Raw genomic sequence first — 26,111 nt, 5'->3', positions numbered from 1 at the left:
ATCTCTCCCCCTGATCGGTTTTCAGTTTACCGAAAAAGAAAGTGGAATACTCAGGCTCAACCTGATCATGTTTTCGTCCTCACCGTTGAAGTTGAGCTCCCCATGAATCTGTGAAACTAAATTCCGGCTTTGTACTAACCCTTCGTTAAAAGAGTTTTGAATAAATCCATTTGATTCACCTTCAACTTGTTTACCGGACATTATTTGAGTCAGGTCATTCTTCTTCTTATCAGAAGCCTCAAACAACAAAGAAAAAACAGCTTTATCATCTTTCTTTTCGGTCATCATTTCAGTAGCCGAGTCTTTGCCAGCACATTTCAGAGCGAAACTAATCAGGTTAAAAATGATCAGTTTTAGCATAAATAAATCAGTTCGGACATGAAGAGGGTTCTCACTCCTTTTGAATTCTACATTCGGACCGGCACACCGCATCTGTTCGCATACTTCACTTACAATCCAGTTAAAGTCTACCTCCAGTAAATGCTCTTGATCCGAAACAACACTGTCCGATTCGTCGGTATAAATTTCCATCAGCTGTTCCAGGATAACATTAACCTGGTTTATACCCGCCTCAATCTGTTTGCGATAATGCTGAATTTGCTTTACGTCCGGATTATTAGACAATGAAATATTTATCAGCTCCAAATAGCCGGAAATAGCACTTATAGGAGACATAGCGTTATGCATATTTTGCTTCACTATGCTTCTTTGTAGCTGGTGAACACCCCTTAGTTTACTTAAGCGACTATCCTCAGATTCACCTTCTTCCAATATTACATCTGCAACAATAGATCGCAGTTCGTTCTTAACTTTATTTTCCTTCCGAATTATATCATCAAAGCTTTCAGCTAAATTCATACGACTAAGACTTGTATGGACATTCACATTATAACTGAGCTATTTGTACCGGACGATTTTATTACCCATCCCCATGGCTAACTTCATCCCAAAACAGCTGAATTAAAAAACCAACGTTTTATTAAGATTTTTTAATCTTCTTAATTTTAACCAATTAGTTTTATTAAAAAAAATTAATGTTCCGCATTAAATTAAATAAGTTTACGTATCTGAATTTACATAAAACCCTACATAACAAGCCATTATAATAATCTAAAATTGAGTGTGGATAAATTGTGGATAATTCATCCCGACCTATCACTTTTTTTTGTGCGAAAAGGTAAAGTTGGAGGTTTCCGATTATGAGTATTGTCTAATGCGGTTCCTTTTTCTTTCGATTCTTTGTTATTTAGGTGCCAATAATTTTGTTAGAGTGCCATCAAATTTGTGCAGTAGTTTGTTGTATGAAAGACTTTATTTCAATTTTATTTATTGAGGATACAGAGCAGTCAAATCAAGAGATCAAGAACAGATTGCACCAATCGGATTTCTCTGCCATTCCTTTTTCCCAGAATGGTCTTGATAGTTTGGGATTATTACTTAAAGCCCATAAGTGGGATCTTATTTTTGTTGATCTTGATAAAGAAGATCTCGACCTGTCCACTATTCTTGAAATCCTGGATCAACAAGAATTTATCACCCCCCTTGTGTTGATAGGATCTGAAATTAAGAATGATGTTCTGTACGATGCCATGGCTGCAGGCGTGCAAGACTATGTAGCTAAAGACAACCCGGACCGATTGCTCCCCGTGGTGGCTAAGGAAATCAGGAACCTGCGCAAACAGAGAAAATACACGCAAACGGCTACGAAGAATCAGATTTTTGATCGGATCCTGACCAAAAGCACCAACGAAATTTTCTTAATGGATCCCATGAGCCTTAAGGTTATTTATGCCAACGATACGCTTCTGGATAATTTAGGGTATACTGAAGAGGAGCTTTATGGTCTTTCTGCAAAAGATGTAATTGCTCAGCATGATTTAAGAAGTGTTTTTGAAGAAATAGCTCCACTATATCGTGGAGAAGAAAGTTCCACCACCTTTCAGTTCGACCGCAAGAGAAAAGACGGATCCACCTATCCAGTCGAAATTCATGTTGAAGTAACACAGGAAGACACCCGCCAACTTTTAATGGGAATCAGTTTTGACATCTCCCGACAAGTCGAAGATGCTAAAATCATAGAAAAGCAAAAACAAAAAACCCGGGAGCTGGAGTTAAATAATAAGTACAAATCGCAATTCTATGCCAATGTAAGCCATGAAATGCGAACCATCCTTAACTCTACCCTGCTGCTTACCAATATCCTGAAAGAAAACCGCTATGAGAATCTGAAAGATGATCAGCTTGAATACTTACATACTATTTATCACTCCAACAACAGCGTGCTTGAACTCCTGAATGAGGTTCTTGACCTGTCCAAAATTGAAGCCGGGAAAATTGACGTCCGGCTTGAAGAAGTGGAAATATCTGATATTTGTGACCGGGCTGAGCGTTTATTCAAACCCATTGCCCGTGAGAAAAACCTTGCCTTTGAGTGTACCGTTAATGGCATCCAAAACCAGCACCTTAAAACCGACCGGCTCAGGTTGGATCAGGTTTTAAATAATCTGATATCCAATGCCATTAAATTCACGGAAAAAGGACAAATCCGTCTTGAGGTTTTTAAATCTAATGGCAGCCAGAAGAACAGAACAGTAAATATGATCGCCTTTAGAGTAAAAGATTCCGGCATAGGCATCCCTGCAGAAAAACAAAAGCACATTTTTGAGAGTTACATGCAAGCAGAGGGCTCTTCCACTGAAAAAAGATTTGGAGGAACCGGACTCGGGCTGGCCATCTCTAAAGAAATAGCTCACCTTTTAGGCGGTAAAATCACACTTGAGAGCGAGCCCGGTAAAGGCAGCTGCTTCACCCTGTTCCTTCCATCCGACAGTAGCGATGAGCTTGCACAGCAAGCTGAAAAAGGCAAGCTTAGAATAGAGATCAAACCTGATATCGAGAGCAAGCCGGTGGAAATCCCGGAAAAGGAAACTGAAAAATCCCAGAGCACCGTTTTATTAGTGGACGACAGCAGCATTCACAATATGGCCTTAAAAGAATTTTTAGGCTTCAGTATTAACAAGTGTATTACGGCAGAATCGGCCGAAGAAGCTTACAAAATACTTCAATCTGAAATAGTGGACTGTATTATTCTTGATATGTATCTGCCGGACGCCGATGGAAAAGAAGTTTTGGATAAACTTAAAACAGATGAACAGCTTAAAGATATTCCCGTTATTATTTATTCAGGTAAAAGCTTAACCCTTGCCGAAGAAGAAGAATTATTAAGAAAAGCGGACGCTGTTGTCCAAAAAAATGTAAACAGCTACCGGAAGTTATTGGAGAACATACTTGAGAAAATTGGGTAAGAATCTCTGCTTTTACTATTCGCTACTCTGATTCTAAATGCCCTGCGAAGATTCCAAACCTCCGATCTCAAATCAATTATAAATAAAGCACAAACCCGTTTCCGGATTTGTGCTTTAATTTTATCTGCTTCTTTTATCTTTAAGCGTAAACTTCCGGGCTACGCTTTTTCTTGATTTTTCCACCCTTTGATTTCGAAAAAGGCTCCTCACCTTTTGATTTTCGGTTTCCTTTCCTGGACTTAGAACCACCTTTTCCATTGCCGGAACCGGATGCAGATCCGTTAGTATCGGGCTTAGCCAATTCAACGGAAAGATCACGGCCTTCAAACTGAGTTCCGTTCACAGCGTCAAATAGTTTTGCATCAAAACCTTCTTCCACTTCAAAGAAAGAAAAGTTATTCTGAATATCGATCTTACCGAAATTCGGCTTCTTACCATTCAGTTGTTCGTTTACAACTCCCATCAAGCGGGCCGGATTTAATCCGTCACGGTTACCAACATTCAGGAAATAGCGGGTAAAGCCCTCTTCAGCATGTCTTCCGCTTCCACCGGAATTACTTCTGCCATTCTTTTTGCGGGAAGAGTTCTTACGATTATTATTGTTTTTAGATCTTCCGGCTGAGGCATTGATATCACCTGCTTCCTGGTAATATTCCAGAATCTGGTTGAACTCCATAGAAACAAAATGCTGAATCAGCTCCTGCCAGCCAAGATCAGATAATTTCTCATATACCTGGGGTAAGTATTTCTCGATCTGCTTTTCGTTTACTTCGGTAGCCTTCAGCTTGTCAACCATATCCATCATGCGCACACCGCATACTTCTTCCCCTTTTGGAACATCCTGCTTGATGAAGTCTTTACCCGACATTTTCTGCAGTGCCCGAATTCTGCCCATTTCCCGGGTATGAATAATGGAAACGGCAATACCACTGTTTCCTGCACGGCCTGTACGGCCACTTCGGTGAATATATACTTCCAGATCGTCCGGAAGGTTGTAGTTGATGACATGAGTCAAATTATCTACATCAAGACCACGAGCGGCCACATCGGTAGCTACCAGCAATTGTAGTTCTTTGGTACGAAACCGGTTCATCACATCATCACGTTGTGCCTGAGATAGATCTCCGTTTAACCAATCCACATCATAGCCGTCTTTGGCAAGACTCGCTGCTATATCGGAAGTTTCTCTTCGTGTACGGCAAAATATAATCCCGTAAATATCCGGGTTTACATCCACAATTCGTTTAAGAGCATCGTAGCGGTCTTTGGAGTGAACCATGTAGTAATGGTGTTCCACATTAAGGGCGCCGGAGTTTCGGGCGTTTACTTCAATCTCTTCCGGATTGTTCATGTATTTCCGCGCCATTTTGGAAATTTGCTTCGGCATGGTAGCAGAAAAAAGCAGTGTTTGTTTCCCTTTTGGAGTATCGGCTAAAATGGCATCCAGATCATCCTGAAAACCCATGTTCAGCATCTCATCAGCCTCATCAAGTACCAGAGAACGAACGTTGGTTACGTCCAGTTTACGTCGGCGAATCAGGTCCAGCATTCTGCCCGGAGTCCCGATCACTACCTGGCATCCGTTATTCAGTGCACGGATTTGGGTGGAAATGTTTGCTCCGCCATACACGGCTACCGTTTTAATTCCTTTTTGATGTTTGGCAAAAGACTTCAAGTCTTTGGCAATTTGAATGGCCAATTCGCGGGTGGGTGACAGCACCAATACCTGCACATTGTTTGAGTTGGCATCAACCTGTTGAAGCACAGGCATACCAAAAGCACCGGTTTTACCCGTTCCGGTTTGGGCAAGCGCAATCAGGTCGCGCTGGGAAGCCAGAATCGTAGGGATAGCCCTGGACTGCACTTCAGTTGGGGTTTCAAAACCAAGATCTTCTACAGCCTGGCATATTTCGGGCGATAAGCCCAGTTCTTTGAACGATGACATAAATTATATTCAGTTTTATCCCGTACAAAGAAATTTGTGCTGCGCGTTGATCTTGCCCGGAATCATTATATGGTAAGGTGAGCTAATGACAAGAGGCAAGCACGACTGCTTGATTCATAAAGGCCAGCAAGGTTCTATAAACCTGAAAGGTTTTCTTTTCGAAAACCGGGTTGTTCCAGTCTTATCGCGAACTCACAAATTCAGTAAGCCCCCAAGATACACATAAAAACCTTCTGTTATGAGATTTCACCCAATTAATTTTCTGTCCCATTTTAAGTTTGGCAAAATTAATGCATCCGAATGAATCCCTCTATACAATGTGCCGTGTTATAGTTAGATTAAAGCCCCAATTCATGAATTGAACTCCATAAGCATGCAGCACATCACCAGGCACTATTCCGGGGCAGAACCCTTTTCTTTAGTTGAAAAAACCATTCTCAAAGAGATAGAAAAATATGGTATGCGTCCCGAACAGTGTATTTGGGGAACCTCAGTTTGCAGTGATGAAGTCAACAATTCACTGGATAGGATGAGTCGTCATTTTGCCGCTCACGGCCCCTTTCGGTTTGGTGGTATTTCGGGAATTCCTTTTACCGGTAAAACCGGATTTCGTGCTTTTGCCAGCCACATACCAGATGATGGTGGTGCTGTTATTATCTTCGGACCCCACATCGGGATCTCGAAAAATGGCAACCCCGGTGAAATACTGCGGGAAGGTCAGGCTGAACACACTGCTTGCTGTGGATCCCTGATTGCCGGCCTTCAAAACGTTATAGATGGAAATATATTGATGATTTCTCATGACGACTACCAACAGGGGCAGGTAAATAAGCTGCTGATTGAGAATTTTGAAGACATCAAGAAGTCGGATGATCAAATCAAAAAAGTTACCGGAATTGCTTACAATCAAATAAAGAGAGAACTCAACGATATTATTTCAGCCTGTATCGAAAACCTCGGAAACAGCCCGCTCTTATTAATAGGAGGTATCGTAATTAATACCGATGTTGATCAGGAAGATTATTTTGAGATAAGAGATATATCCGTATTCAATTCATAAAAGAGTATCTTCATTTCCTTGGTTTGGCATTCCACTTATATGCACGCTACCATTCGGGTGAACTTTAACCTAATAGATTCTATGATGCGCCTTAATTTAATAATGTTGCTTACCGTCCTTCTTGTTTCCTGTACAACTAAGGAAACAAAAACGGATCAAATTGCCTGGAAAACCGTTCAGGATTCTACAGATATCTTTTTTACCATTGCCGGACTGGATGGCCCTGAGGCCGTTCGATACGAACCTGAGCAGAATGTCTATTTCATTTCAAATTTTACCGGCGGTGGGAACACGCAGGACTCCACCGGATTTATCACCAAAGCAGATGCAAAGGGAAATATCCTGAATCTCAAATTCATGACCGGCACAGCTGAAGCCCCGCTCCATGCCCCGCGAGGTATGTTCATCGTAGAAAACACTCTTTGGGCTGCCGATGTACTGGGGGTTCACGGTTTCGATAAATCAACAGGTGAACAAACGGGTTTTATCGATTTCACGGAATTTGAAATCGGTTTTTTGAATGACGTGACTGCTAATTCCGAAGGAACGCTTTTTGTTACAGACACCGGCACCAATCGTGTTTTTATAGTTGAAGATAACACCCCTTCTATTTACCTGGATTCGTTGCCGGAGGCTCCTAATGGCATCACACTGAATCCTGATAATGGGCAATTTGTTTTGGCGCCGTGGGGCGGCGATCAAATCTTCCGTACTTTCAACGCTTCGGGTGATTTGGACGAATATGCAACCCTGGAAGGTGGTTATTTTGATGGAATCGAATTTTTACAGTCAAATTTATTAGCCGCCAGCCAGCAGGATTCCAGCATCCGTTATTTTGATGGAACCAAAAGCAGGATCCTGATCAAAACCACCGGGCGACCGGCCGATATTGGAATTAACACCAATCTGAATCACATAGCGGTTCCGTATATTGCATTAGATCGTGTAGATATTTGGAATCTTTCAAAAAAATAGGCTTTTAACACTTTATGTCTGACACTTCAGCTCTGATCCCGGAAAATGAATTTGAGCGGGCGCTCAAGCTATCCGAATATGACATTGACTATTCGGAAATTCACGGGAAATTGGATGATTTAACCCGGCTCGCAGCTCACGTGGCAGGGACTCCCATTTCACTCATCAACCTGTTGGATACAACCACCCAGTGGACGGTTTCGAAAGTGGGACTTGATGTACTTCAAACTCCTCGTGAAGATACCGTTTGTCAGTACGTAGTACTTGATGATGATTCTCTCGAGGTGGAGGACATGACCGAAGATGAGCGCTTCAGGGATAAAGACTATGTGAAAAACGCCCCACATATAAGGTACTATTACGGTGTTCCACTCAAAACTCCTGATGGTTACCGAATCGGGGCTATGTGTGTAATGGACACCAATGAGCGTGATCTTTCTCCTGAGAAAGAATCGTTTCTGAAAATTATTGCCAATGAGGTGATTACGCGCATCGAGTATGAGCAAAAGCTTAAATTGATGCGCCACAATGTGGATGAGCTTAAGGAAATACAGCGTAAAGTGAGCCATGATATTCGCGGGCCGATTGGTGGTATTATCGGGATAGCTGAAATCCTGCGCGATCAGGCTGAAGAAAGCAAAATGGAAGAATTTATGCAGCTCTTGGAGCTGATCAATAAAGGAGGACGATCGGTGCTGGATTTGGCGGATGAGATTTTAAGTACCTATGAAGATCAATCAGATCAAACAAAACTCCTCAAAAACCAGCTTACCCTCGAAATTTTACAGAAGAAGCTGGAAGACTTGTATGCCCCACAGGCGCTGAATAAGTCCATTGACTATAAAGTAGTGATTAACAATGGCCATCAGGGACTCACTTTCCCAAAGCATAAATTACTCCAGATATTCGGAAATCTGATTTCCAACGCTATCAAATTCACTCCGAAAAATGGAACTGTAGTGGTGAACCTGGATATTAAAAAGCCGGATTTAGAGCTTATTGCTGTAATCAGAGACAGTGGTGTGGGAATGACCGATGCGCAAATAGGTGAGATTATGAGCAACCGCGGACGTTCAACACAGGGAACGGGGAGCGAGCGGGGCTTTGGTTTTGGATTCAAACTGGCAAAGCACCTGATTGAATCTATAAATGGTTCCCTTTTGATTGAATCCAAAAAGAATCAGGGAACGGAAATCACCGTAAACATCCCTCTTTAATAACCGGTAAATGAGATAATGAATGCGAAATCGTACAGTTTTTATACTTATTGGTTTTGCATTCTCTTTGATATCAAAACCCTTAACCGCCCAGGTTGAGAATACTTCTTTGCGGGGATTTCCGGTTGTATTCTATACCGAAGAAACCAGCTTTGCTTTTGGCGGGCTGGGCATTTTTACGTTCGACTTTCAAAGTAATCTAAACGATGGAAAACCATCTCAAATCAACTTCGGGGCAGCCTATACCCTGGAAAAGCAGCTCCTTCTTTACTTCCCGTACGAGCTTTACCTTAAACAAAATAACTGGCGGCTGGATGGAGAAATCGGATACTATCGATATACCTACAAATATTATGGAATAGGCAGAAACACTCCTGAAAGTAACGAAGAAACTTATCGGGTTAACTTTCCACGCGTTCAGATAAATGCGCTTCGTAAGGTCAGCAAAAGTATTTACACCGGGATAAGCTATTGGTACGACCGTTACGATATAACTACCATTCAATCCGGAGGCTTACTGGATACCAATAACCCAACAGGAACATCAGGTGGCACTCATTCCGGCATAGGTATTTCCTCCGTTTACGATAACCGCGATAACATTTTCTATTCTACAAGCGGCAGCTACCTGGAACTTCAGGGACTCATAGATCAGTCCTGGACCGGGAGCGATTATGACTTCTTCCAGCTTTCATTGGATGTCCGAACTTTCCATACCAACGCTTACGATCAAACCCTCGGGTTTAATTTTGTGAGCAAATTTACCGGTGGCAACGTGCCGTTTCAGAAGCTGGCGCTGCTGGGCGGACCAAAACAAATGCGTGGTTATTTGGAGGGGCGTTATCGCGATAAGGTGTACCTGACTACTCAGGCAGAGTATCGGGTGCCTATATACAAAAGGTTTGGCGTTGTTGCCTTTGCTTCGGTAGGTAATGTAGCCCCGAACCTCTCTGATTTCCCTTTAACAAACCTGAAATGGACCCTTGGTCCCGGATTACGCTACATGATTGATAAAAACCGCAAGGTTAACATTCGGCTCGATGCCGGCTTCGGCCCGGGGGTAAGCGGTTTTGTGCTCACCATCGGCGAAGCCTTTTAATCAGATATCTTTATAGTTACCCAGCTCCAGCGTCCAGTCGTATTCTTTAAATTCAACGGAGGGATCGGCATCCTGAGGGATGATTTCATAATCTTTAAGCATTTGTACAGCTCCGCTTTTTCCTCCAAAGTCAGCACGGAACCAGCTCATCAGTTTATTTACGACTACCCTGTTTTCTTCCGGATAATAGTCCGTTGTTTTTTCCAGGTATTGTTTTGTGGTGATATCCAGCTGCTCGTTCACCCGATCCGGATCGAAGGCAGCGATATAAGGACAGGCCGCAGCCCCACAATTAAGCGCAAAGTGAATGCGGGCGTCAACTTCATCCCACCGGAATTTCTTTTCATATCCACCCGGAAAGGGATTGCTGGCATAGCCACCCGAAATTTTAACTTTGGATCTTCGGATGATGCCGTGCTCGATATCATCAAAGCTAACGTCTTTACCTGCTATGGTAATCTGGGGTGATGAAAAGAAGTTGTACCCAAATACCGAATCCCGATCCTTAAACAACTCCGGATCTTCCGTCAAAATGATTTGCACATAGGCGTTATACACATTCAGCCAAAATGCCTTCCGTTCCCCTTCCGAATCCAGGCTTTCCTTTAATTCTTTCTCGGAAACATTCGCCAGTTTATCCTGAATGGCTTTTGTTGATTTGCCTTGTCTGAGATTCTCAATCAACTGCTCGGAAAGTTCAGCGTAAGTCATCACATCAAGGTTCACGGAATCTGCCAACATTTCATCCTGAGCCTGAACATTAACAGAGGCCAAAATTCCGGCCACTAATAAAACACTAATAATTATATTCTTCATTTTGTTATTCTTTTTGAATATTAAAAACATCTGCAGAACCCAACACATCGTATTGACTATCTAAAGCCGATTAATCTTACTGTGAAATGCTGAGCATCATTGTCCCTACATATAACGAAGAAAACTCCATTTTGGATTTATTGGTTCACTTGAACAATGCTATAGACCCTTCCGATGAATTGTTTGTTGTGGATGGAGGCAGCTCCGACAAAACGATAAATATCGTTGAGGAAAATGGGTTTACCTGCCTGAAATCGCCGAGGAAAGGCCGGGCTGCACAAATGAATTTTGGGGCCGAACAATCCTCCGGTAAAGTCCTCTACTTTGTTCATGCCGATACTGTTCCGCCTTCCTCTTTTCGGGATGATATTGAAGAAGCTTTATCCAATGGCTATGAATCCGGTTGTTACCGCTACCGGTTTGATACGAACCATCCCCTTTTAAAAATCAATGCCTACTGCACCCGTTTTAACCGTTTGATGTGCCGGGGCGGGGATCAAACCCTGTTTATCAAAAAAGATTTATTTGTCGGTTTAGGAGGCTTTCGGGAAGATTTTATGATTATGGAGGATTACGATTTGATCCAGAAAATTCAGTCTCGTGCCGGGTTTCGGATTATCCCCAAGAACGCCACCGTCTCCGCCCGTAAATACGATCACAATGGGTACTTTCGGGTGAACTTCGCCAACCTGGTTATCTTTATGATGTACTTCGCCGGTTTATCCCAGGAAACCATGGTTCATGCCTACAAAAACCTGATCGTCCATCCCAAGTTTGATTGAGCACGTGATTTTGAACATTGAATGTTCATTATTCAATATCCGGGCATCAGCCCGTCGTTTTCTTGTAGCGATTGATGGAAATCAGTAACAGTACACTTCCCATCCCTATTAGCGTGTAAACCATAAACTGTATTTCTTTCCACCCTGCTCCTTTCAGTAACACCATTCGCATAATCTTAATGAAATAAGCTACCGGGTTTGCTAACGTCAGGTTTTGAGCCCATTCGGGCATGCTTTCAATCGGGGTAAATAATCCACCCATCAAAATAAAAATGACCATCACAAACCAGGCAATGAACATGGCTTGCTGCTGGGTGTGAGTCATGGTAGAAATAAGAAGTCCCAACGATTGGATAACAATCAAAAAAATGCCGGCAACTACTAAGACCGTGGTAAGACTACCCAAAAAAGGAATCTGAAATCCATAGCGGGCCAGGGCCAGGCCAATGAGTAAGTCTACCATTCCAATTACCCAGAAAGGAAGCAGCTTCCCAATCATAAACTGGTATTTGCGGATGGGCGTTACATTCAGCTGTTCAATGGTTCCGATCTCCTGCTCCCGGACTATATTCATCCCCGATAAAAAAACACCGATCATGGAAACAAGAACCACTAAAATTCCCGGCACCATATAGGTGATGTAATCCAGGTCCGGGTTGTACCAGTTTTGAGGGTTGATGTTAATTGATTTGGCTTGTGTAATCTGCTGGCCTGCCTGTTCAATGTTTAGCTTAGTCAAAACTTCGGTATTCAGATCATTCAGGATAGAAGCACTGTATGATTGAATGAGTCCGGCCGTGCTGCCGTCCACAGCATCAATAATCAGCTGCAGATCTGCCTGCTTTCCGGTTGAGGCATCCTTTCCGAAATCAGAAGGAATGTGAATGATCATCTTAACCAGTCCGGCATTCATAGCATCAAGCGCTTCTTCCCGGTCAAAGGTTTCCAGCTTAAGGGTGAAGTAGCCCGAAGCCTGAAATTTCGCCGTTAACTCTCTGGAAAGTTCAGATTGATCCCTGTCAATCAGGGCAAAGTCAACCTCTTTCAGTTCATAGGTTGCAGCAAAGGAAAGAACCAGCAACTGAACCACCGGCATCACAAAAAGGATAGGCAACATCGCCTTGTTTCGGAAAATCTGCAGGAACTCTTTGCGAAGTAAAACCCGGATGATACTCATTGCAGCCTCACCTTGAACTTTTTCATACTCAGAGCCATAAAGAATACGGTGATTCCCCCAAGGATAAGCGTCTCTTTCCAGATAAATAAAAACTCGGATCCTTTCAGCATGATGTCTCTTACGATAATCAGAAACCATTTGGCGGGGATGATATGTGAAATCCACTGAAGCGGAAGGGGCATACTTGAAACGGGAAAAATGAAGCCCGACAGTAACACCGTTGGAAGCAGTAAGCCTGCCAGAGAAACCATCATCGCCGTTTGCTGATTATTGGCGGCCGATGAAATGAATACCCCCAGCGCCAGAGCTGTTAAAATGAATAAGATCGACTCCATAAAGAACAGGAAATACGAACCCTGAAACGGAACCTGAAAAACAAACCGGGCCAGCACCAAAATGGTGATTACATTCACCACCGAAAGCACCAGGTAGGGTAATACTTTACCAATAATTATGTGTCGGGGCTTAAGCGGAGAGACCAGCAATATTTCCATATTCCCCATCTCCTTTTCTCGGGTGATGGAGATGGAGGTCATGAGGGCGGAAATAAGCATCAGTATTACGGCTATCAACCCGGGCACGAACAGATTTACACTTCTCAGTTCGGGATTGTACATCATCCGGACCTGGGGGTTTAGTCCGGCTTTTCGTATATCTCCGTTATCATTTAACTCCCCCACATAATCCCGAATGATATTGGCCGTGTAAGATTGCACCAGGTTTGCAAGATTTGGGTCGGTGGCATCGGTAATCACCTGCACCTGAGCTTTTTGTTCCCCGACTAACTTCTCTTTGAAGTTCGGTTCAAAACTACTACTTCTTTAATATTACCCTCTCTGAACAGCCCTTCCACTTCCTCATAGCTTTGCAGATAGGCCCGAACTTCAAACGATGCCGAGGCTTCCAGTTTTTGGGTGAGGGTTCGGGTCACTTCATCTTTCGATAGATCCAGAATCCCGATCTCAGCGTTGGTTACTTCATTTCGGATTGCAAAACCAAACAGGATCAGCATGATGACAGGCATCCCGAACAGCACAGTTAGCGTACGCTTATCACGGTATATTTGCTTAAACTCCTTAATCACAAAGCCGGAAAATGCATTCATCCTTCCCCCCTCTTGGCACCGCGAGCCAGCTTTATAAACACATCCTCAATAGAACCTGATTCGAAATTAGCTTTTAGTTCGCGGGGTGAACCGATGGCATCCATCCGCCCGTCCACCATAATAGAGATACGATCGCAATACTCCGCCTCGTCCATATAATGGGTTGTCACAAAAACCGTAATTCCCTGATCCGAAACCTCGTATATCTTTTCCCAGAACTGTCGCCTCGTTACCGGATCCACTCCGCCGGTAGGCTCATCCAGAAACACAATACTGGGATTGTGGAGTATGGCTATGGAAAAAGCCAGTTTCTGCTTCCAGCCTAAGGGCAAGGAGCGGACCAGCTTATTCCGTACATCTTTCAGTCCAAGTGAGTTGATTACCGCATCAATTTTGCTGTTTAGTTCTTTATCAGGGATCCCGTAAATGCCCCCGTAAAACCGGATGTTTTCTTCGGAAGTTAGATCATCATACAGCGAAAACTTTTGGCTCATGTACCCGATGTTTTTCTTGATGGCTTCTGCCTGTCGGTAAACATCCTTGCCCGACACCCATGCATTGCCCGAAGTTGGAATAAGCAGTCCGGTAAGCATAAGCATGGCTGTCGTTTTTCCTGCTCCGTTGGCTCCCAAAAACCCGAATATCTCTCCCTGTTCCACTTCAAAAGTGATGTTATCAACCGCTGTGAAATCACCGAATTTCCGGGTCAGGTTTTTGGTTTGGATGGCCGGATCAGGCATGGGCTTCCTCACCTTTGGCTTGCATCAGCTCCATAAAGCTGTCCTCAATATTTGGCTTGATGGGCTTGATCTCAACCTGTTCTAATCCCCGGTCAAACAAATAGGTTTTTAGTGCCACCAAATTGGGTGAACCGGTTTTTTCGGTATAATGGACGTACTCACCAAAGGGCTGTACCGAATGTGCCTGAGAATATGATTTAAGAGCATTGAGTAACGCATAGGTGTTGGCTGCTTTGATTCCCAGCAACGTGCGTTCAAATGAATCTACGATAGCTTGTGGAGTATCAATTTGCAGAATCTCCCCCTCCTGAATCAGCGCCACTCTTTCGCACAAGTCCGCCTCGTCCATATAGGGTGTGGATACGATAATGGTGATTCCCTCTTTTTTCAGCATCTGCAGCATTTCCCAGAATTCTTTTCGGGAAACGGCATCCACTCCGGTAGTCGGCTCATCCAAAAGCAATAACTCCGGCTTATGAATGAGCGCACAACTCAATGCCAGTTTTTGCTTCATCCCGCCGGACAAATCTCCTGCCAACCGGGTTTTAAATTTTTCGAGCTGACTGTAAATAGGCTTTACCAGTTCATAATTCTCATCAATAGTAGTTCCAAAAACAGAGGCGAAGAATTTCAGATTCTCCTCCACCGTTAAATCCTGATACAGAGAAAACCGGCCGGGCATATACCCTAACTGTGGCCTGATTTGCTTGTAATCCTTCACTGCATTTCTATCCAGTACCATGGCAGATCCTTCATCGGGAACGAGCAAAGTGTTTATAATCCGGAACAGCGTAGTTTTGCCGGCACCATCCGGACCTATCACTCCAAATAACTCTCCTTGTTTCACCTCAAAAGAAACCTCCTTCAAAGCCCGGACTTTCCCAAACCACTTCGAAACCGATGATATGTTAACCACACTATTCAATCCTGACCTTTCTTCATTGAAAGTTGACTTCTCCCGGCATACCAATTTTCAACTTGCCATCCGGGTTTGGAACGGTAACCTCCACCGCATACACCTGCGTCACGCGTTCTTCTTTGGTTTGAATCATTCTTGGCGTGAACTCCGCTTCGGAGGCAATCCACCTTACCACACCCGTAAGCGATTCATTCTCCTCCGCATTTTTGTCAATGAATACCTCTGCCTGCTTACCCAGAATCACATTCGGTAATTGCGCACCCGATACATACACCCTTAAGATCATTTCCTCCAAATTGGCTATTTCATAAAGAGGCTTACCGGTTGTAACTAACTCCCCCCGCTCCGCAAAGCTTGAAAGCACCGTGCCTGATACCGGGTTTATAATCCGCGTCTTATTTATCTGATCTTCTACCTGAGCTATCCGGGCTTTCATTGTTTGCAGCTCTGCGTAAACCGATTGCTTTTGTACTTCCACTGAATTAATCTGTTTTTTCAGCACATTTACCTGTCCCTGTGCCTGATCGATCTGCTGCTGTGTAGCGGCATCGTTTTGTTTCAGGTTGGTGAAGCGTTGCAGATCTTTCTGAGCTGTATTCAGCTGCTCCCGATACACATCGGCTTGTGCCTCCAGTTTTGCAATATTTGTCCGGATGGAAGCCACTGAAGCTAACAGCTCATCTTTTCGAAGAGCCAGCTGAGTTGAATCTACCTGTCCTGCTTTTTGACCTTCTTCGAGTTTCATACCCTCCTGCACAGTGAAACTTTTAAGTATTCCTGTGGTTTCGACCGACACGGTAACTTCCTCCGCTTCAAACTGCCCATAGGCTTCTGACGTTTGCTCCTGACTGCATCCGACCACTAAAAAAAGCAAGGCCGCCATTGGAATAAGGGATGTGTATATTTTCTTCTGTTTCATAACCTTCCTGTCGTTAAAATTTCTATTCGCGATCTAATCCCAAAACGGTTTGGTATTCAGCCCTGGCCTGAACTAATTTGATTTCATTTGTAAGTAAAGAAAGCCGGGCCCGGTTGGCATTGGTTAGCTCGGTGATGTATTCTGTTGCCGTAATCACCCCATTCTCAAACTGATTGGAACTTTCAGCTACCACCTGCTCCCTGATTTCAATGATTTCTTTATCACGGATAATGTTCTCTTTAATGGCTTCGATTCGCTCCTCAATGCTGCTCAATTGGGTCTGAAGCTGAAGGGTAAATGACTCTTCGTTTTGCCTGATGGTTTTCTGCCGGATATTCAGCACTTCTTTCTGCTCATCAGCATTCAGGAAGTCCATCAAATTCCAGTTTAAACGCAGGCCTATCATGTAGTAATCATGGAAGTCATCGTTCAGGAAGTTTAGTCCGGGACGTCCAAAAGCAGCGGTTCCAAATGCCGAAATACGTGGGATTTTTCCGGTTTGAGCCAATTTCTTTTGCTGCTCCAATGCCTTTACAGAATTTTCAAAAAGGGCCATTTCCGGTCTTTCTACATCAGTTATTTCTCCTTCAGAAACCGGATCGGGAAGCGTCAGTTTAGTGGATGCATCCAGCTCTTCCCCTATCAACTCACCCAGCACGTGGTACCCTGATTTTATATTTGCCATGATGTTTGCCGAATCCTGCTTTGCTTTGATAAGTCCCGCTTCCAGGATCAACTGCTGACTTTTCAACAGAACCCCATTTTCTACTTTGGATCGAACACTTTTAAGACGTTCGTCTAATTCCGAGAACATCAATTTCGTAGCTTCCATCTGCTGTTTAGAAAGCAAAATCCCAAAGTACACCTGATCGATTTGAGCCCTTACCTGGTGAAGTTCTACTTTGGTTGAAAGTACCTGGTGCATTCCCCGGGTGCGTTCCAGATCTTTTCGAATGCCAACTGCACCACCGGAATAAATATTCTGGTTCACCTGAATAGCTGCTTCATACTGATCTTTACTAACCGGAGGCGGACCTCCTCCCGGTAATCCGAATTCGGTTACTTCCGATTGATAAGTTGCCTTGCTTTTGAAAGAAACCTGTGGGTAATACCCGGTGTTGGCTATACGGATATTCAGCTCTGCTATCTGTTCCTGAAGTGCCACATTCTTCGCCACGGGATAGTGTGCTTCAGCCTGTTGATAGCAGTAGTTCAGAGAAATAGAATCCTCCGGAGCATTTTGATACACAAAAGTAAATATCAGCAAAGAAGCGAGTAGCGTATTCATGGCTTTCTATAATTAATGGCATTCAGTATAAAATCAGTAAGAAACCATTTCCGGTCTTTAAGAAATTTGATGTACTCCTGTTCTTTCAGGTCAAAAACCGTTTTTACCATCATCTGGGCTATGAAGGGAAACAGAATCAACCCGACCATGCTGATTAGTAATTGCCGCGGCTCAACCGGATCCATATTGCCGGCTTCAACTTCTTTCTTTATCTGATCAGCAAAACTTTCAGGTGGTTGAATATTCCTTTCGCTCATAAATTTTCGAAATTCACCCGGATGATTATTCATTTCCTGTATGATAAACTGCACTACTTTAGGATTGTCTTGCAGGAAGTTGTAATAGGCATCAATCAGCCTGGGCACCTTCTTATCCAGAGTAAGCTCTGAACCTAAAAGTTCGAATATGGTGGGAAAAAAGTGTGCCAGTTGCTGTTGAAAAACCGCCCGAAATAATTTGTCTTTACTGCGATAGTAATAATGAAGCATCGACTTATTGATATTAGCCTCATCCGCAATTTGCTGCATGCGGGCGCCGGCATAGCCATCCTTTTGGAAAACGCGGGATGCAGCTTCAAAAATCAGTTCTTCTGTGTCCTTTTCTCTGTCAGTCATATCTGTATTTGATTGATTCTGCATCAAATCTACACCTGAAAAAGCACTTTATCAACCATGTGGTTAAACTTTACGGTTGAAGTATTTCCCGATTTTGTTATTCAATTAAAAACAGCCGGATAGAATTTTATTTCAGTGTCTAAATCTGATCAGGGGTAGAAATTCTAATCTCTTTTTGATGGGAAAGCCGCGCGAAAATTGCATTCATTTGTATTTCAGAAGTATTGACTGAATAGAACCAAAAAATGCTTCAATTGATTTAAGCAAAATCGGGATTAAACTATTCTCCTCACCTTCACAAAATATTCACAATGCATGGTTAGTTTTTGATCAACAAAATTAAAACAGGTCGGTAACCACACTTTGGTACCGCAACTAATAAAACAGACGAATACCATGAGAACTCTATTTTCTTTATTAGCAATTTTTGCTTTTGCATTTACTACAACGGTACAAGCTCAGGATAAGGTGGAAGTAACCATCGAGAGTAACGACCGAATGCAATTCGATTTAAGTGAAATCAAAGTAGAAGCAGGACAGACTGTTGTATTAACCCTGAAGCATGTTGGAAAACTTCCAAAAGCAGCTATGGGCCACAACTGGGTTCTGCTTAAGCAAGGCGTTGACATTCAGGCATTCGGATCAGCAGCTTCCAAAGCAGCTGGCAACGAGTACATCCCGGAAGGCACCGAAGATGTAATTGTACACACCAAACTGATTGGTGGCGGACAGGAAACTACCATCGAGTTTACAGCTCCGGAAGCCGGAACCTACGATTACATTTGCAGCTTCCCCGGCCACTACGCGCTTATGAAAGGTAAACTAATTGTAGAATAAGTAGTTATTCAGCATTTCTAAAACTACTCGTATTATACCCTAGACCCCGGATTTCTGATCGCTATCCGGGGTTTTTCTATCTGCTAACTTTAGCTCAGGTCGGAAATGGCTTGTTTGATTGACCTCTCACCCTGAAGCAGCTCCAGGCTTTTTCCTGAGCTTTGTTCCTCATCCAGCAATTCCACAATAACCGAGGCCACATCATCACGGGTTATGGTTTTGGTATCTATGTCCTCAATCCGCTCCTTCAATTCTACTTTACCTGTACCAGTCTCATTAGTCAGCCGGCCCGGCATCAGCACCGTGTAGTTGAGATCGGAATTTCTGAGATATTCATCGGCTTTGGCCTTGGCATCGTAGTAATGCTCCATGGTTTCCGACCATGTTTCCGGGTCACGATTGGCCTTGAGCGCACTCACCATAATGAATCGCTTAACACCCGATTCTTCTGCCTCATCAATGGCTTTGATGGCACCATCCCGGTCAATGACCTTAGTCTGAGATTTCGGGGTGTGTCCACCGGAACCGGCTGAAAACACCACCGCATCTATGTTCTCATAAGCATGGCTGAAATCTTCTTCCAGATCTGCCAGAACCGTGTCTATTCCATGCTCTTTAAACTGCTCAACTTGTTCCTCTTTCCGGACCATCGCCACCGGATTATGTCCGGCGTCATTCAATTGATGTACCAACCTGCTTCCTATTTGTCCGTTTGCTCCTATTACTAATACCTTCATTCTCTTTTTTTGAATTGAATGTCAGTAAGGTAAATGACTGTGAATCCCTTTTCGTTTCGGGCACGTTAGTCCGGTCCGCCCACCCCCTTTTTATTGTAGTCCTCATTTGTACTCGTTCCGAACGTCCACGTTCGGAACGCCTTTTGGAAGCTCCTGCTTCACGTATAGAAGACATTTCTGCTTCACCAGTAGCATTTTACGTTGTTCAACAACCTGCTTGTCACTCGTTGTTTTCCCAACAAAACGATGCAGATAAACTCCGCTTGTACAGGGGAAGCATTAGTCTGGCATGCCCCTTTTTTTATAGCTCTTCTACCTATTATTAATTCATCCAGAATCGTTTATTTTATTCGCTGAATCTCATCAAGAAAAATAATTATGAAGAAAGTCCTTGTCACAACCGGTGGCGGTGATTGCCCCGGGCTGAATGCCGTAATCCGGGCCATCGTAAAGCGCGCGGCTCAAACCAATGACTGGGAGGTTTATGGCAGCATTGAAGCCTTCAACGGAGCTCTGCGTACCCCAAAAGAAATCATCCGGCTGACTGATCAGGAAGTGGCCGGTATACACGCCAAAGGCGGAACCATGCTGAAGACCACCAACAAAGGCGGACCTTTTAACTGGCCGGTAAAGCAAGAAGACGGTTCATGGACTACAGAAGACCGCTCCGACGAGATGATCGATTATCTGAAAAGGGAAGGCTTTGAGGTTGTCATAAATATTGGTGGAGATGGTTCGCAGAAAATCAGTCACCAGTTGCAGGAAAAAGGCCTGAATGTAATCGGCGTTCCCAAAACCATCGATAATGACTTATCATCAACCGACTACACCTTCGGGTTCCAAACCGCTGTGGATATTGCCACTGATGCCGTGGATAAACTGGTTACCACCGCTTCAAGTCACCACCGGCTGATGATTCTGGAAGTAATGGGGCGCGGCGCCGGGTGGATTGCCCTGCATTCCGCTATTGCTGGTGGAGCTGAAGTTTGCCTGATCCCGGAAATTCCTTATGACGTCGGCAAGGTGCTGGAGCGAGTCAACAAACGGTATAAAGATGGACGTGGGTTTGCCATTATTGTGATTGCCGAAGGAGCCAAAGCCAAAGAGGGTTCTGTAGTTGCCCGTGAAAGCGATGAAGTTGGCTACCGCAACAAACGCCTTGGCGGAATTGCTTATCAATTGTCCGATCAGTTGAAATCGGCCGGATTTGAGCATGACATTCGTGAAATGGTACTCGGACATCTGCAGCGCGGAGGCAAACCCGAGGCCTTCGACCGCATCCTTGCCACCCAGTTTGGGGTGAAAGCCATGGAACTGGCAATTGATGGCGAGTACGGAAAAATGGTTTCCTTTATCGATCAGGAAATTGTGGCAGTCCCGCTATCCGAAGCCGCCAAAGGCAACAACCTCGTCGATCCGGACAGCTTTTTGGTACAGACCGCTAAAGGAGTTGGGATTAGTTTTGGGGATTAAGCTTTAACCAACACTAAAATCTAGCTCATCAATTTTCAAAAGAAGTTTGTGTTGGTACTAAGAAATTATAGGTAAAAATATTTTTTTAAAATAACTATCTATAAAATATTGGTATCTGGAAATACTATAAAACCGACTTATATTATCTTGTAATATCTAATCAAAACTTATTTCATTTTATGAATCCAAGAGAGGCTGTTATCCCATTCTTCAAACTTTTGTTTAAAGATCAGAAAAAAATTTTAAAAAGCTTACTTAACTACACAAAAGAAGCAGATAAACGCTTGAGTTTTAAAAATCAATACAAGCAAATAGGCCTTCCCTTTGTAGACCTTCAAGATTTAGTTGATATCAATGAAAGCATACAAAATTATACTTATTTAAACGGAAGTTCACGACCTATAGATATTGCTTTGTTAATGGCTTTATGTCGAAAATATGAAAATTGTAACTACCTTGAGATCGGTTCCTGGAGAGGTGAAAGCTTAGTCAATGTGGCAAAAGTTGCTTCAAAATGCACCTCTGTTTCTTTGTCTAAAGATGATATGTTATCAATGGGTATGAATAAAAAAGCAGCAGATTTACAGCGCTTGTTTTCAAGTGAAACTCCTAATGTGACCCATATTGAAGCCAATTCATTAGAATATGATTTCGACCAACTTAACCAAAAATTCGATGTGATTTTTGTTGACGGAGATCATACTTATAAAGGCGTTAAGTCCGATACTATGAATGCCTTCAAACTCCTACGTAATGAAGATTCAGTGATTGTATGGCATGACTGTGGCGGAGGTTTTGAGGGTTACCGATATGAGGTAATCTCGGCTATTATGGATGGCACACCACCTGAAAAAAGAAATAAGATATACCGCGTGAGCAATACCCTCTGCGGTATCTATACTAACCAGGACTTAACGTCTGAGTTTACTGATTCACCCCAAACACCCAACAAGGTTTTTTCAATCGATATTAAGATGAACTCATATAGCACTTCTTTAGACTAAAGTGGTACTATTTAGAGCGGCTTTTAACCAACTCTGAACTTCAGCTCATCAATCTTGGACAAAATCTCATCCCGATCCATTTTTTCTCGTTCCGAACGTCCCGTTCGGAACGCCTTATGGAAGCTCCGGCTTCCAGTATAAAATGATGCCTCTACTTCACCAATAGCATTTTACGCTGTTCCATGAGCTGTTTCCCGCTTTGTGTTTTTCCCACAAAACGATATAAATACACCCCACTGGCATATTGAGATGCATTCCAAAGAAATTGATACTTACCGGGTTTTTGAGAAGCATTCACCGGTTCGCTCACCAACTGTCCGAGAATATTAAAAATCTGAACCGTCACTTTGGTCTGCTCGGGAAGTTGGTAAGAAATCGTGGTCGCTGGGTTAAAAGGATTGGGATAATTCGCAAACAACTCGAAGTTCGCCGGGGCTGAACTGGTAAGCTTAAACTTCTTCTCTCCGATAACCTCCCCACTTTGAATAATATGAAAGACAAGCGTATGAACCTCTCCCACTTCAACCTGCTCACCCGCATCAAAATGAAAGGTAATTATTTGGCCTTCACCGGATGAAATATTATCTAAATGCAGTTTATCAGCTGAAAGAGATATCCAATCCGGTATTTCTACTGCTTGTACTAAAAGACCCTGCCCGCTTTCCTGACCATAATTTACTACTTCCAGCTGAAGCGTATTTCCTTTACTGGCAAAAGGAATGGTATAAGTTTGAGCTGCAGCCGGCAATGTTCCAATGATAGCTGTAATGATCAGGGCAAAAGCTTTCGATAAATTCATATCAGTCTCCCCGCCAGAATCCAGCTTATCCATCAAATACTCCGCATTAAAATACAGCAGTGCATACCCCTCTTCGGTGATGTGCTTACCTCGCTGTGCTTCAACCTGATTGATAAAAGCATTGAGCACATTCCGGGCCTGTTTGGGTTTGTCCCGCTCAAGGTGGCGACGAACATTGCGAAGTTTGACCTCAAGGCTGTTGCAGATGCCCTTGTTGGTGATCCAACCCAGTTCTTCGCAGGAGCGGTGTTGATAAGAATCCAGGCTATCCAGAAATATCGAAGTATCAAAATCCTCCGCCCACACTTTAGGTGAGATAGTAATTCCTTTATAGGATTCCTCTTTCCAATCCAGGAAAATTTCTTCATCAGTATACCCTTGAGCATATAAAGTATCTAAGAGCTCAAAAGTAATTGGAGGAGTAAAACCTTCAGTATAGAAGGGTACTATTGCCGGTAAACCATTTGAGAAAAGCTTGAAATTGATCTTTTCTTTAGGTTCTAATCCATTTTCAGGTGGAAGTTCAATAATTCTGGAGGCTGCAGCCCCAAATATCGCTCCATTAGTAGCAATACCATCAAGGTACCATTTTTTTAAACCTTGATACTTAATGAGATTCGGGTTCTTTTTAAATGCTGGATCACTTATAAAAATTGTAAATGCATCTAAAACTTGTTCGCTCTGTTCTGAGTTCCTAAGTAAATAGGAATATCCTAAAGATGTACCTAAAGTATCGACTTCGTCAACAGATACAGAAAAAACACCATAGGCCTTATCAGGGCGAGGAATTTGAGCCTCGATAACTGTTGAACAAAAATATAAAATCAAAAATAACCAGATTAAGTTTAAAATTTTACTATACATATCAATTACCTAACCATCTAAAGTGTGAATATCTAATTCCAACCTGATCTCTTTCAGGGTGCCGAAATGGATCCTGCTGACCCTCATTAATAAATCTCCAATTTCTGTTTCGCATGAGCCTTTGATAATTACTGAACCATACTGATTCAAAAACAAGGACAGTTCTTTCTCTTTCAATACCTGTTTCTGGGTTTAGAACAATAACAGTAGTATCACGGTGAGAAATATTTTCAATATCAACATCTCGTCCATAGCGGTGCGAGTCATGAGGGGGTAGCCAGGAGCGGTCTTCTACAAAATCAAATATTCCTCCCCATGGAAGACTCATATCATTTAGTCGCATATCCCCTGTATTATTCCAAGAGGCTACAGAAAAAGCATTTGAGGCACTTATCAGACTGTCAACCGCCATCTGACTAATTAGATAATGAGTGTCAGCGTTTTCATGTAGTGCAGCATCTCCCCCAGTTAGAGTATATGCTCCATTCCCACTGAAGTTTACTAAGTTTGGAACTCTAACTTCCAGTGTATCAAGTGCAAAAATATTTTCGTTTTCAGTTGATGATGCTCTAATCTCAAGCTCGGAGCTAATTTCCATCGCAGTGTATTCGATGTTTGCCATTCCTTGAAGATTTGAAGTTGTTATTAAGAAATCTGTATTCGATTCATTCGTTTCTGAATTCCTAAATGTTCCCAACCGATTGATAAGATTTTGGTGCGTTACATTTTCATGAGCATGTCCGCCTGTATTCGGGAGTATTCGTGCTGATATTTCAACCTGAAAGTCTTTAACAGATTGCCCGTTTTGGGTTACAGAGATTGCAAAGTTCTCAACATTTCGATTATTTGGATTTCTACCATCTCTTAAAGTTGGCCAAACCTGAGCTGAATCTGGTAACATTATTTCAATCTGTATAGATGGCTGAATGTTCACTGAAACATCTTCTCTTAATACTTTCCCTTCATATTCCGTACTAATTTCAATAACAACGTTGACTGTATCTGTAATAGCCGAATCAGCAATAAAACGGAAACCTTGCAACACATCTGTAAGAACATCTGATGTATCTGCATTATCCGCTGAGATCAAATCTCCGTACTGAGCGGAAGAATCAGCTAAAGAAACCTGGAATGGCTGGCCGGCTTGGAAATCGACAGTATCAGCCAGAGGGGTGATGTACTGAACAGATAATTCTGTAGTTTCACCAGGTGTTACCCTATCAGGTTCGGCCTTAGCGTATAAGCCGGAAATTTGCTTGATGGTGATAATACCACACCCATAATAAATATTCTGCCTTGTAGGATTTGAACCAACACAATCTTCTTCAGAAATGCCCGATGCCTCCGCTGTTGGAGTGGTGTTTGCGTGGAGTGTTTTGGAATGTTGAGAAGCACTTTTATTGTCGTTTTCATAGGGCTTCACTTTTCCAAAAATGATTCCCCCTCCAATATCTGCCGAAAACCGTGTTTTTATAACCGCTGAATCAGAGTCGAGACTGTCGATTGTTGTAACTAAAAAAGTATCAGGAGCAATAGTTGTGAGATTGCCGAACTCCCCTCCTTCAAAAATCTCAGATAATCTTACCTGATAGGGTTCGGGCTTGCGTACGGCTCCGTTAGCAAATTCGAACCCAATAGCGGCGTAAACTGAATCTCCCGGACTGACTATGATATTGTTTTGGTTTAGTTCTTCCTTAGAGGTACCCAAACTTACCTTTAAAGAAACTTCACCGCTATCATTCTCTGGTTCAAATAGGATATCGGCGTTCAGGGAAATGTCTTTCCGGTAATATGGGTTGACCCGAATACTTTTCTCATACTCTGTAGGATATACCTCGCTTCCCGTATTCTCATCAATTCCTCTTCCGCTAAAAAAATCAGCCCTTGGAAATAGCTTTGTGCCTATTTGAATAATATCCCCAGCGTCTACAAAACCTATTTCTACTGTAGTCTCTTCGGGTTCAGGATTATCATTTTGCAATTCGAATTTTATTTCAGATACATTTGCTCCAATAGATGCTATAGTGAATGAAAGGAAAGTAGTTTGGGAAGGAGCAATAATAAAACGATGTTCGGTAGCTAAATTCGTTAGCTGATCCTGCATATATTCAGCTAAATCTACAATAATATGATTACCAGAGTCGTCTGTTTTTAATCCATCTATCTCCTGAATTTTTGTTCTTTGAATAGGGCGGGAATCCCACCGAACCAAGTAATCAGTCCAGGTTTCTTCTGTGGTATAAACTGCACTCCCGGAAGTCTTATTACTACTATAATTACCGTGATTTAATTCTAAATTGGCATATGTTAATGAAGCTCCGTATGCCTTTATTCGCTGGCTTGTTTTTAGCAATATCTCCCGCCGAAAGTTACATTCTTTCGTTTTGAGTTCGTTATCAGGGTCGTTATTTGGGAAATAATCAACTTCGTACATGC

21 protein-coding genes and 1 pseudogene are annotated in these 26,111 nt (G+C 42.8%); 9 read left to right on the top strand and 13 right to left on the bottom strand.

What is annotated here, in order from left to right; translation table 11 throughout:
• Nucleotides 1-21 precede the first annotated feature (21 nt).
• Complete coding sequence (locus tag ABFW99_RS02515) at nucleotides 22-858, bottom strand: hypothetical protein (protein ID WP_349354247.1); 837 nt, start codon at nucleotides 856-858, stop codon at nucleotides 22-24.
• 443 nt (nucleotides 859-1,301) lie between these two features.
• Here ABFW99_RS02515 and ABFW99_RS02510 point away from each other — a divergent pair, with 443 nt between their 5' ends.
• Nucleotides 1,302-3,305 (top strand): ATP-binding response regulator, encoded by a 2,004-nt coding sequence (locus tag ABFW99_RS02510; protein WP_349354248.1) that lies wholly within the window; start codon nucleotides 1,302-1,304, stop codon nucleotides 3,303-3,305.
• A gap of 139 nt (nucleotides 3,306-3,444) precedes the next feature.
• On the opposite strand, the gene ABFW99_RS02505 is transcribed toward ABFW99_RS02510, so the two are convergent.
• The gene (locus ABFW99_RS02505) at nucleotides 3,445-5,250 is read right to left on the bottom strand and encodes a DEAD/DEAH box helicase (RefSeq protein WP_349354249.1); all 1,806 of its coding nucleotides are present in this window, start codon (nucleotides 5,248-5,250) and stop codon (nucleotides 3,445-3,447) included.
• A gap of 373 nt (nucleotides 5,251-5,623) precedes the next feature.
• Here ABFW99_RS02505 and ABFW99_RS02500 point away from each other — a divergent pair, with 373 nt between their 5' ends.
• The 4 genes from ABFW99_RS02500 to ABFW99_RS02485 all read left to right on the top strand — a co-directional run bounded on the left by ABFW99_RS02500 (nucleotide 5,624) and on the right by ABFW99_RS02485 (nucleotide 9,601).
• Nucleotides 5,624-6,310, top strand: coding sequence for a hypothetical protein (locus ABFW99_RS02500; RefSeq protein ID WP_349354250.1), 687 nt, complete (start codon nucleotides 5,624-5,626; stop codon nucleotides 6,308-6,310).
• 81 nt (nucleotides 6,311-6,391) lie between these two features.
• The gene (locus tag ABFW99_RS02495) at nucleotides 6,392-7,285 is read left to right on the top strand and encodes an SMP-30/gluconolactonase/LRE family protein (protein ID WP_349354251.1); all 894 of its coding nucleotides are present in this window, start codon (nucleotides 6,392-6,394) and stop codon (nucleotides 7,283-7,285) included.
• Nucleotides 7,286-7,299: 14 nt separating this feature from the next.
• Nucleotides 7,300-8,502, top strand: coding sequence for a GAF domain-containing sensor histidine kinase (locus tag ABFW99_RS02490; protein WP_349354252.1), 1,203 nt, complete (start codon nucleotides 7,300-7,302; stop codon nucleotides 8,500-8,502).
• A gap of 22 nt (nucleotides 8,503-8,524) precedes the next feature.
• Complete coding sequence (locus ABFW99_RS02485) at nucleotides 8,525-9,601, top strand: BamA/TamA family outer membrane protein (protein WP_349354253.1); 1,077 nt, start codon at nucleotides 8,525-8,527, stop codon at nucleotides 9,599-9,601.
• On the opposite strand, the gene ABFW99_RS02480 is transcribed toward ABFW99_RS02485, so the two are convergent.
• Nucleotides 9,602-10,417, bottom strand: a complete 816-nt coding sequence (locus ABFW99_RS02480; protein ID WP_440707412.1) for a DUF547 domain-containing protein — start codon at nucleotides 10,415-10,417, stop codon at nucleotides 9,602-9,604. It abuts the gene before it with no gap.
• Nucleotides 10,418-10,503: 86 nt separating this feature from the next.
• Between ABFW99_RS02480 and ABFW99_RS02475 the strand changes: the two genes are divergently transcribed.
• The gene (locus tag ABFW99_RS02475) at nucleotides 10,504-11,199 is read left to right on the top strand and encodes a TIGR04283 family arsenosugar biosynthesis glycosyltransferase (protein WP_349354256.1); all 696 of its coding nucleotides are present in this window, start codon (nucleotides 10,504-10,506) and stop codon (nucleotides 11,197-11,199) included.
• A gap of 46 nt (nucleotides 11,200-11,245) precedes the next feature.
• Here the strand turns inward: ABFW99_RS02475 and ABFW99_RS02470 are convergent, their stop codons facing one another.
• The 7 genes and pseudogenes from ABFW99_RS02470 to ABFW99_RS02440 form a co-directional block, all read right to left on the bottom strand.
• A complete protein-coding gene (locus ABFW99_RS02470) occupies nucleotides 11,246-12,376 on the bottom strand; it encodes an ABC transporter permease (RefSeq protein ID WP_349354257.1) in 1,131 nt (376 codons plus the stop codon).
• Nucleotides 12,373-13,388, bottom strand: a pseudogene (locus tag ABFW99_RS02465) (ABC transporter permease). Before ABFW99_RS02465 ends, ABFW99_RS02470 begins: the two are co-directional and overlap by 4 nt.
• Nucleotides 13,389-13,477: 89 nt before the next feature.
• Nucleotides 13,478-14,221 carry an ABC transporter ATP-binding protein gene (locus ABFW99_RS02460; protein ID WP_349354260.1) on the bottom strand — a complete coding sequence of 248 codons (744 nt, stop codon included), beginning with the start codon at nucleotides 14,219-14,221 and terminating at the stop codon, nucleotides 13,478-13,480.
• Complete coding sequence (locus tag ABFW99_RS02455) at nucleotides 14,214-15,137, bottom strand: ABC transporter ATP-binding protein (RefSeq protein ID WP_349354261.1); 924 nt, start codon at nucleotides 15,135-15,137, stop codon at nucleotides 14,214-14,216. The genes ABFW99_RS02460 and ABFW99_RS02455 overlap by 8 nt, the downstream gene beginning before the upstream one ends.
• Nucleotides 15,138-15,159: 22 nt before the next feature.
• A complete protein-coding gene (locus ABFW99_RS02450; protein WP_349354262.1) occupies nucleotides 15,160-16,059 on the bottom strand; it encodes an HlyD family secretion protein in 900 nt (299 codons plus the stop codon).
• 22 nt (nucleotides 16,060-16,081) lie between these two features.
• Nucleotides 16,082-17,347 (bottom strand): TolC family protein, encoded by a 1,266-nt coding sequence (locus ABFW99_RS02445; RefSeq protein WP_349354263.1) that lies wholly within the window; start codon nucleotides 17,345-17,347, stop codon nucleotides 16,082-16,084.
• On the bottom strand, nucleotides 17,344-17,961 hold the full coding sequence (locus ABFW99_RS02440; RefSeq protein ID WP_349354264.1) for a TetR/AcrR family transcriptional regulator: 618 nt from the start codon (nucleotides 17,959-17,961) through the stop codon (nucleotides 17,344-17,346). The genes ABFW99_RS02445 and ABFW99_RS02440 overlap by 4 nt, the downstream gene beginning before the upstream one ends.
• Nucleotides 17,962-18,357: 396 nt before the next feature.
• Here ABFW99_RS02440 and azu point away from each other — a divergent pair, with 396 nt between their 5' ends.
• Nucleotides 18,358-18,798: an azurin gene (gene azu / locus ABFW99_RS02435; RefSeq protein ID WP_349354265.1), complete on the top strand. Its 441-nt coding sequence runs from the start codon at nucleotides 18,358-18,360 to the stop codon at nucleotides 18,796-18,798.
• 89 nt (nucleotides 18,799-18,887) lie between these two features.
• Here azu and ABFW99_RS02430 read toward each other — a convergent pair whose 3' ends face one another.
• On the bottom strand, nucleotides 18,888-19,535 hold the full coding sequence (locus ABFW99_RS02430) for an SDR family oxidoreductase (protein ID WP_349354266.1): 648 nt from the start codon (nucleotides 19,533-19,535) through the stop codon (nucleotides 18,888-18,890).
• Between the two features lie 378 nt (nucleotides 19,536-19,913).
• Here ABFW99_RS02430 and ABFW99_RS02425 point away from each other — a divergent pair, with 378 nt between their 5' ends.
• Both ABFW99_RS02425 and ABFW99_RS02420 read left to right on the top strand, forming a co-directional pair.
• On the top strand, nucleotides 19,914-21,008 hold the full coding sequence (locus tag ABFW99_RS02425) for a 6-phosphofructokinase (RefSeq protein WP_349354267.1): 1,095 nt from the start codon (nucleotides 19,914-19,916) through the stop codon (nucleotides 21,006-21,008).
• A 179-nt stretch (nucleotides 21,009-21,187) separates the two neighbouring features.
• On the top strand, nucleotides 21,188-22,012 hold the full coding sequence (locus tag ABFW99_RS02420) for a class I SAM-dependent methyltransferase (protein WP_349354268.1): 825 nt from the start codon (nucleotides 21,188-21,190) through the stop codon (nucleotides 22,010-22,012).
• A 151-nt stretch (nucleotides 22,013-22,163) separates the two neighbouring features.
• On the opposite strand, the gene ABFW99_RS02415 is transcribed toward ABFW99_RS02420, so the two are convergent.
• A complete protein-coding gene (locus ABFW99_RS02415; RefSeq protein WP_440707411.1) occupies nucleotides 22,164-23,639 on the bottom strand; it encodes an FIMAH domain-containing protein in 1,476 nt (491 codons plus the stop codon).
• Nucleotides 23,640-23,676: 37 nt separating this feature from the next.
• Nucleotides 23,677-26,109, bottom strand: coding sequence for a hypothetical protein (locus tag ABFW99_RS02410; RefSeq protein ID WP_349354271.1), 2,433 nt, complete (start codon nucleotides 26,107-26,109; stop codon nucleotides 23,677-23,679).
• Nucleotides 26,110-26,111 lie beyond the last annotated feature (2 nt).

It is taken from the genome of Gracilimonas sp. BCB1 (assembly GCF_040117685.2).
In the GTDB taxonomy this organism is placed as follows: domain Bacteria; phylum Bacteroidota; class Rhodothermia; order Balneolales; family Balneolaceae; genus Gracilimonas.
This window is presented reverse-complemented; position numbering and strand designations above follow the sequence as displayed.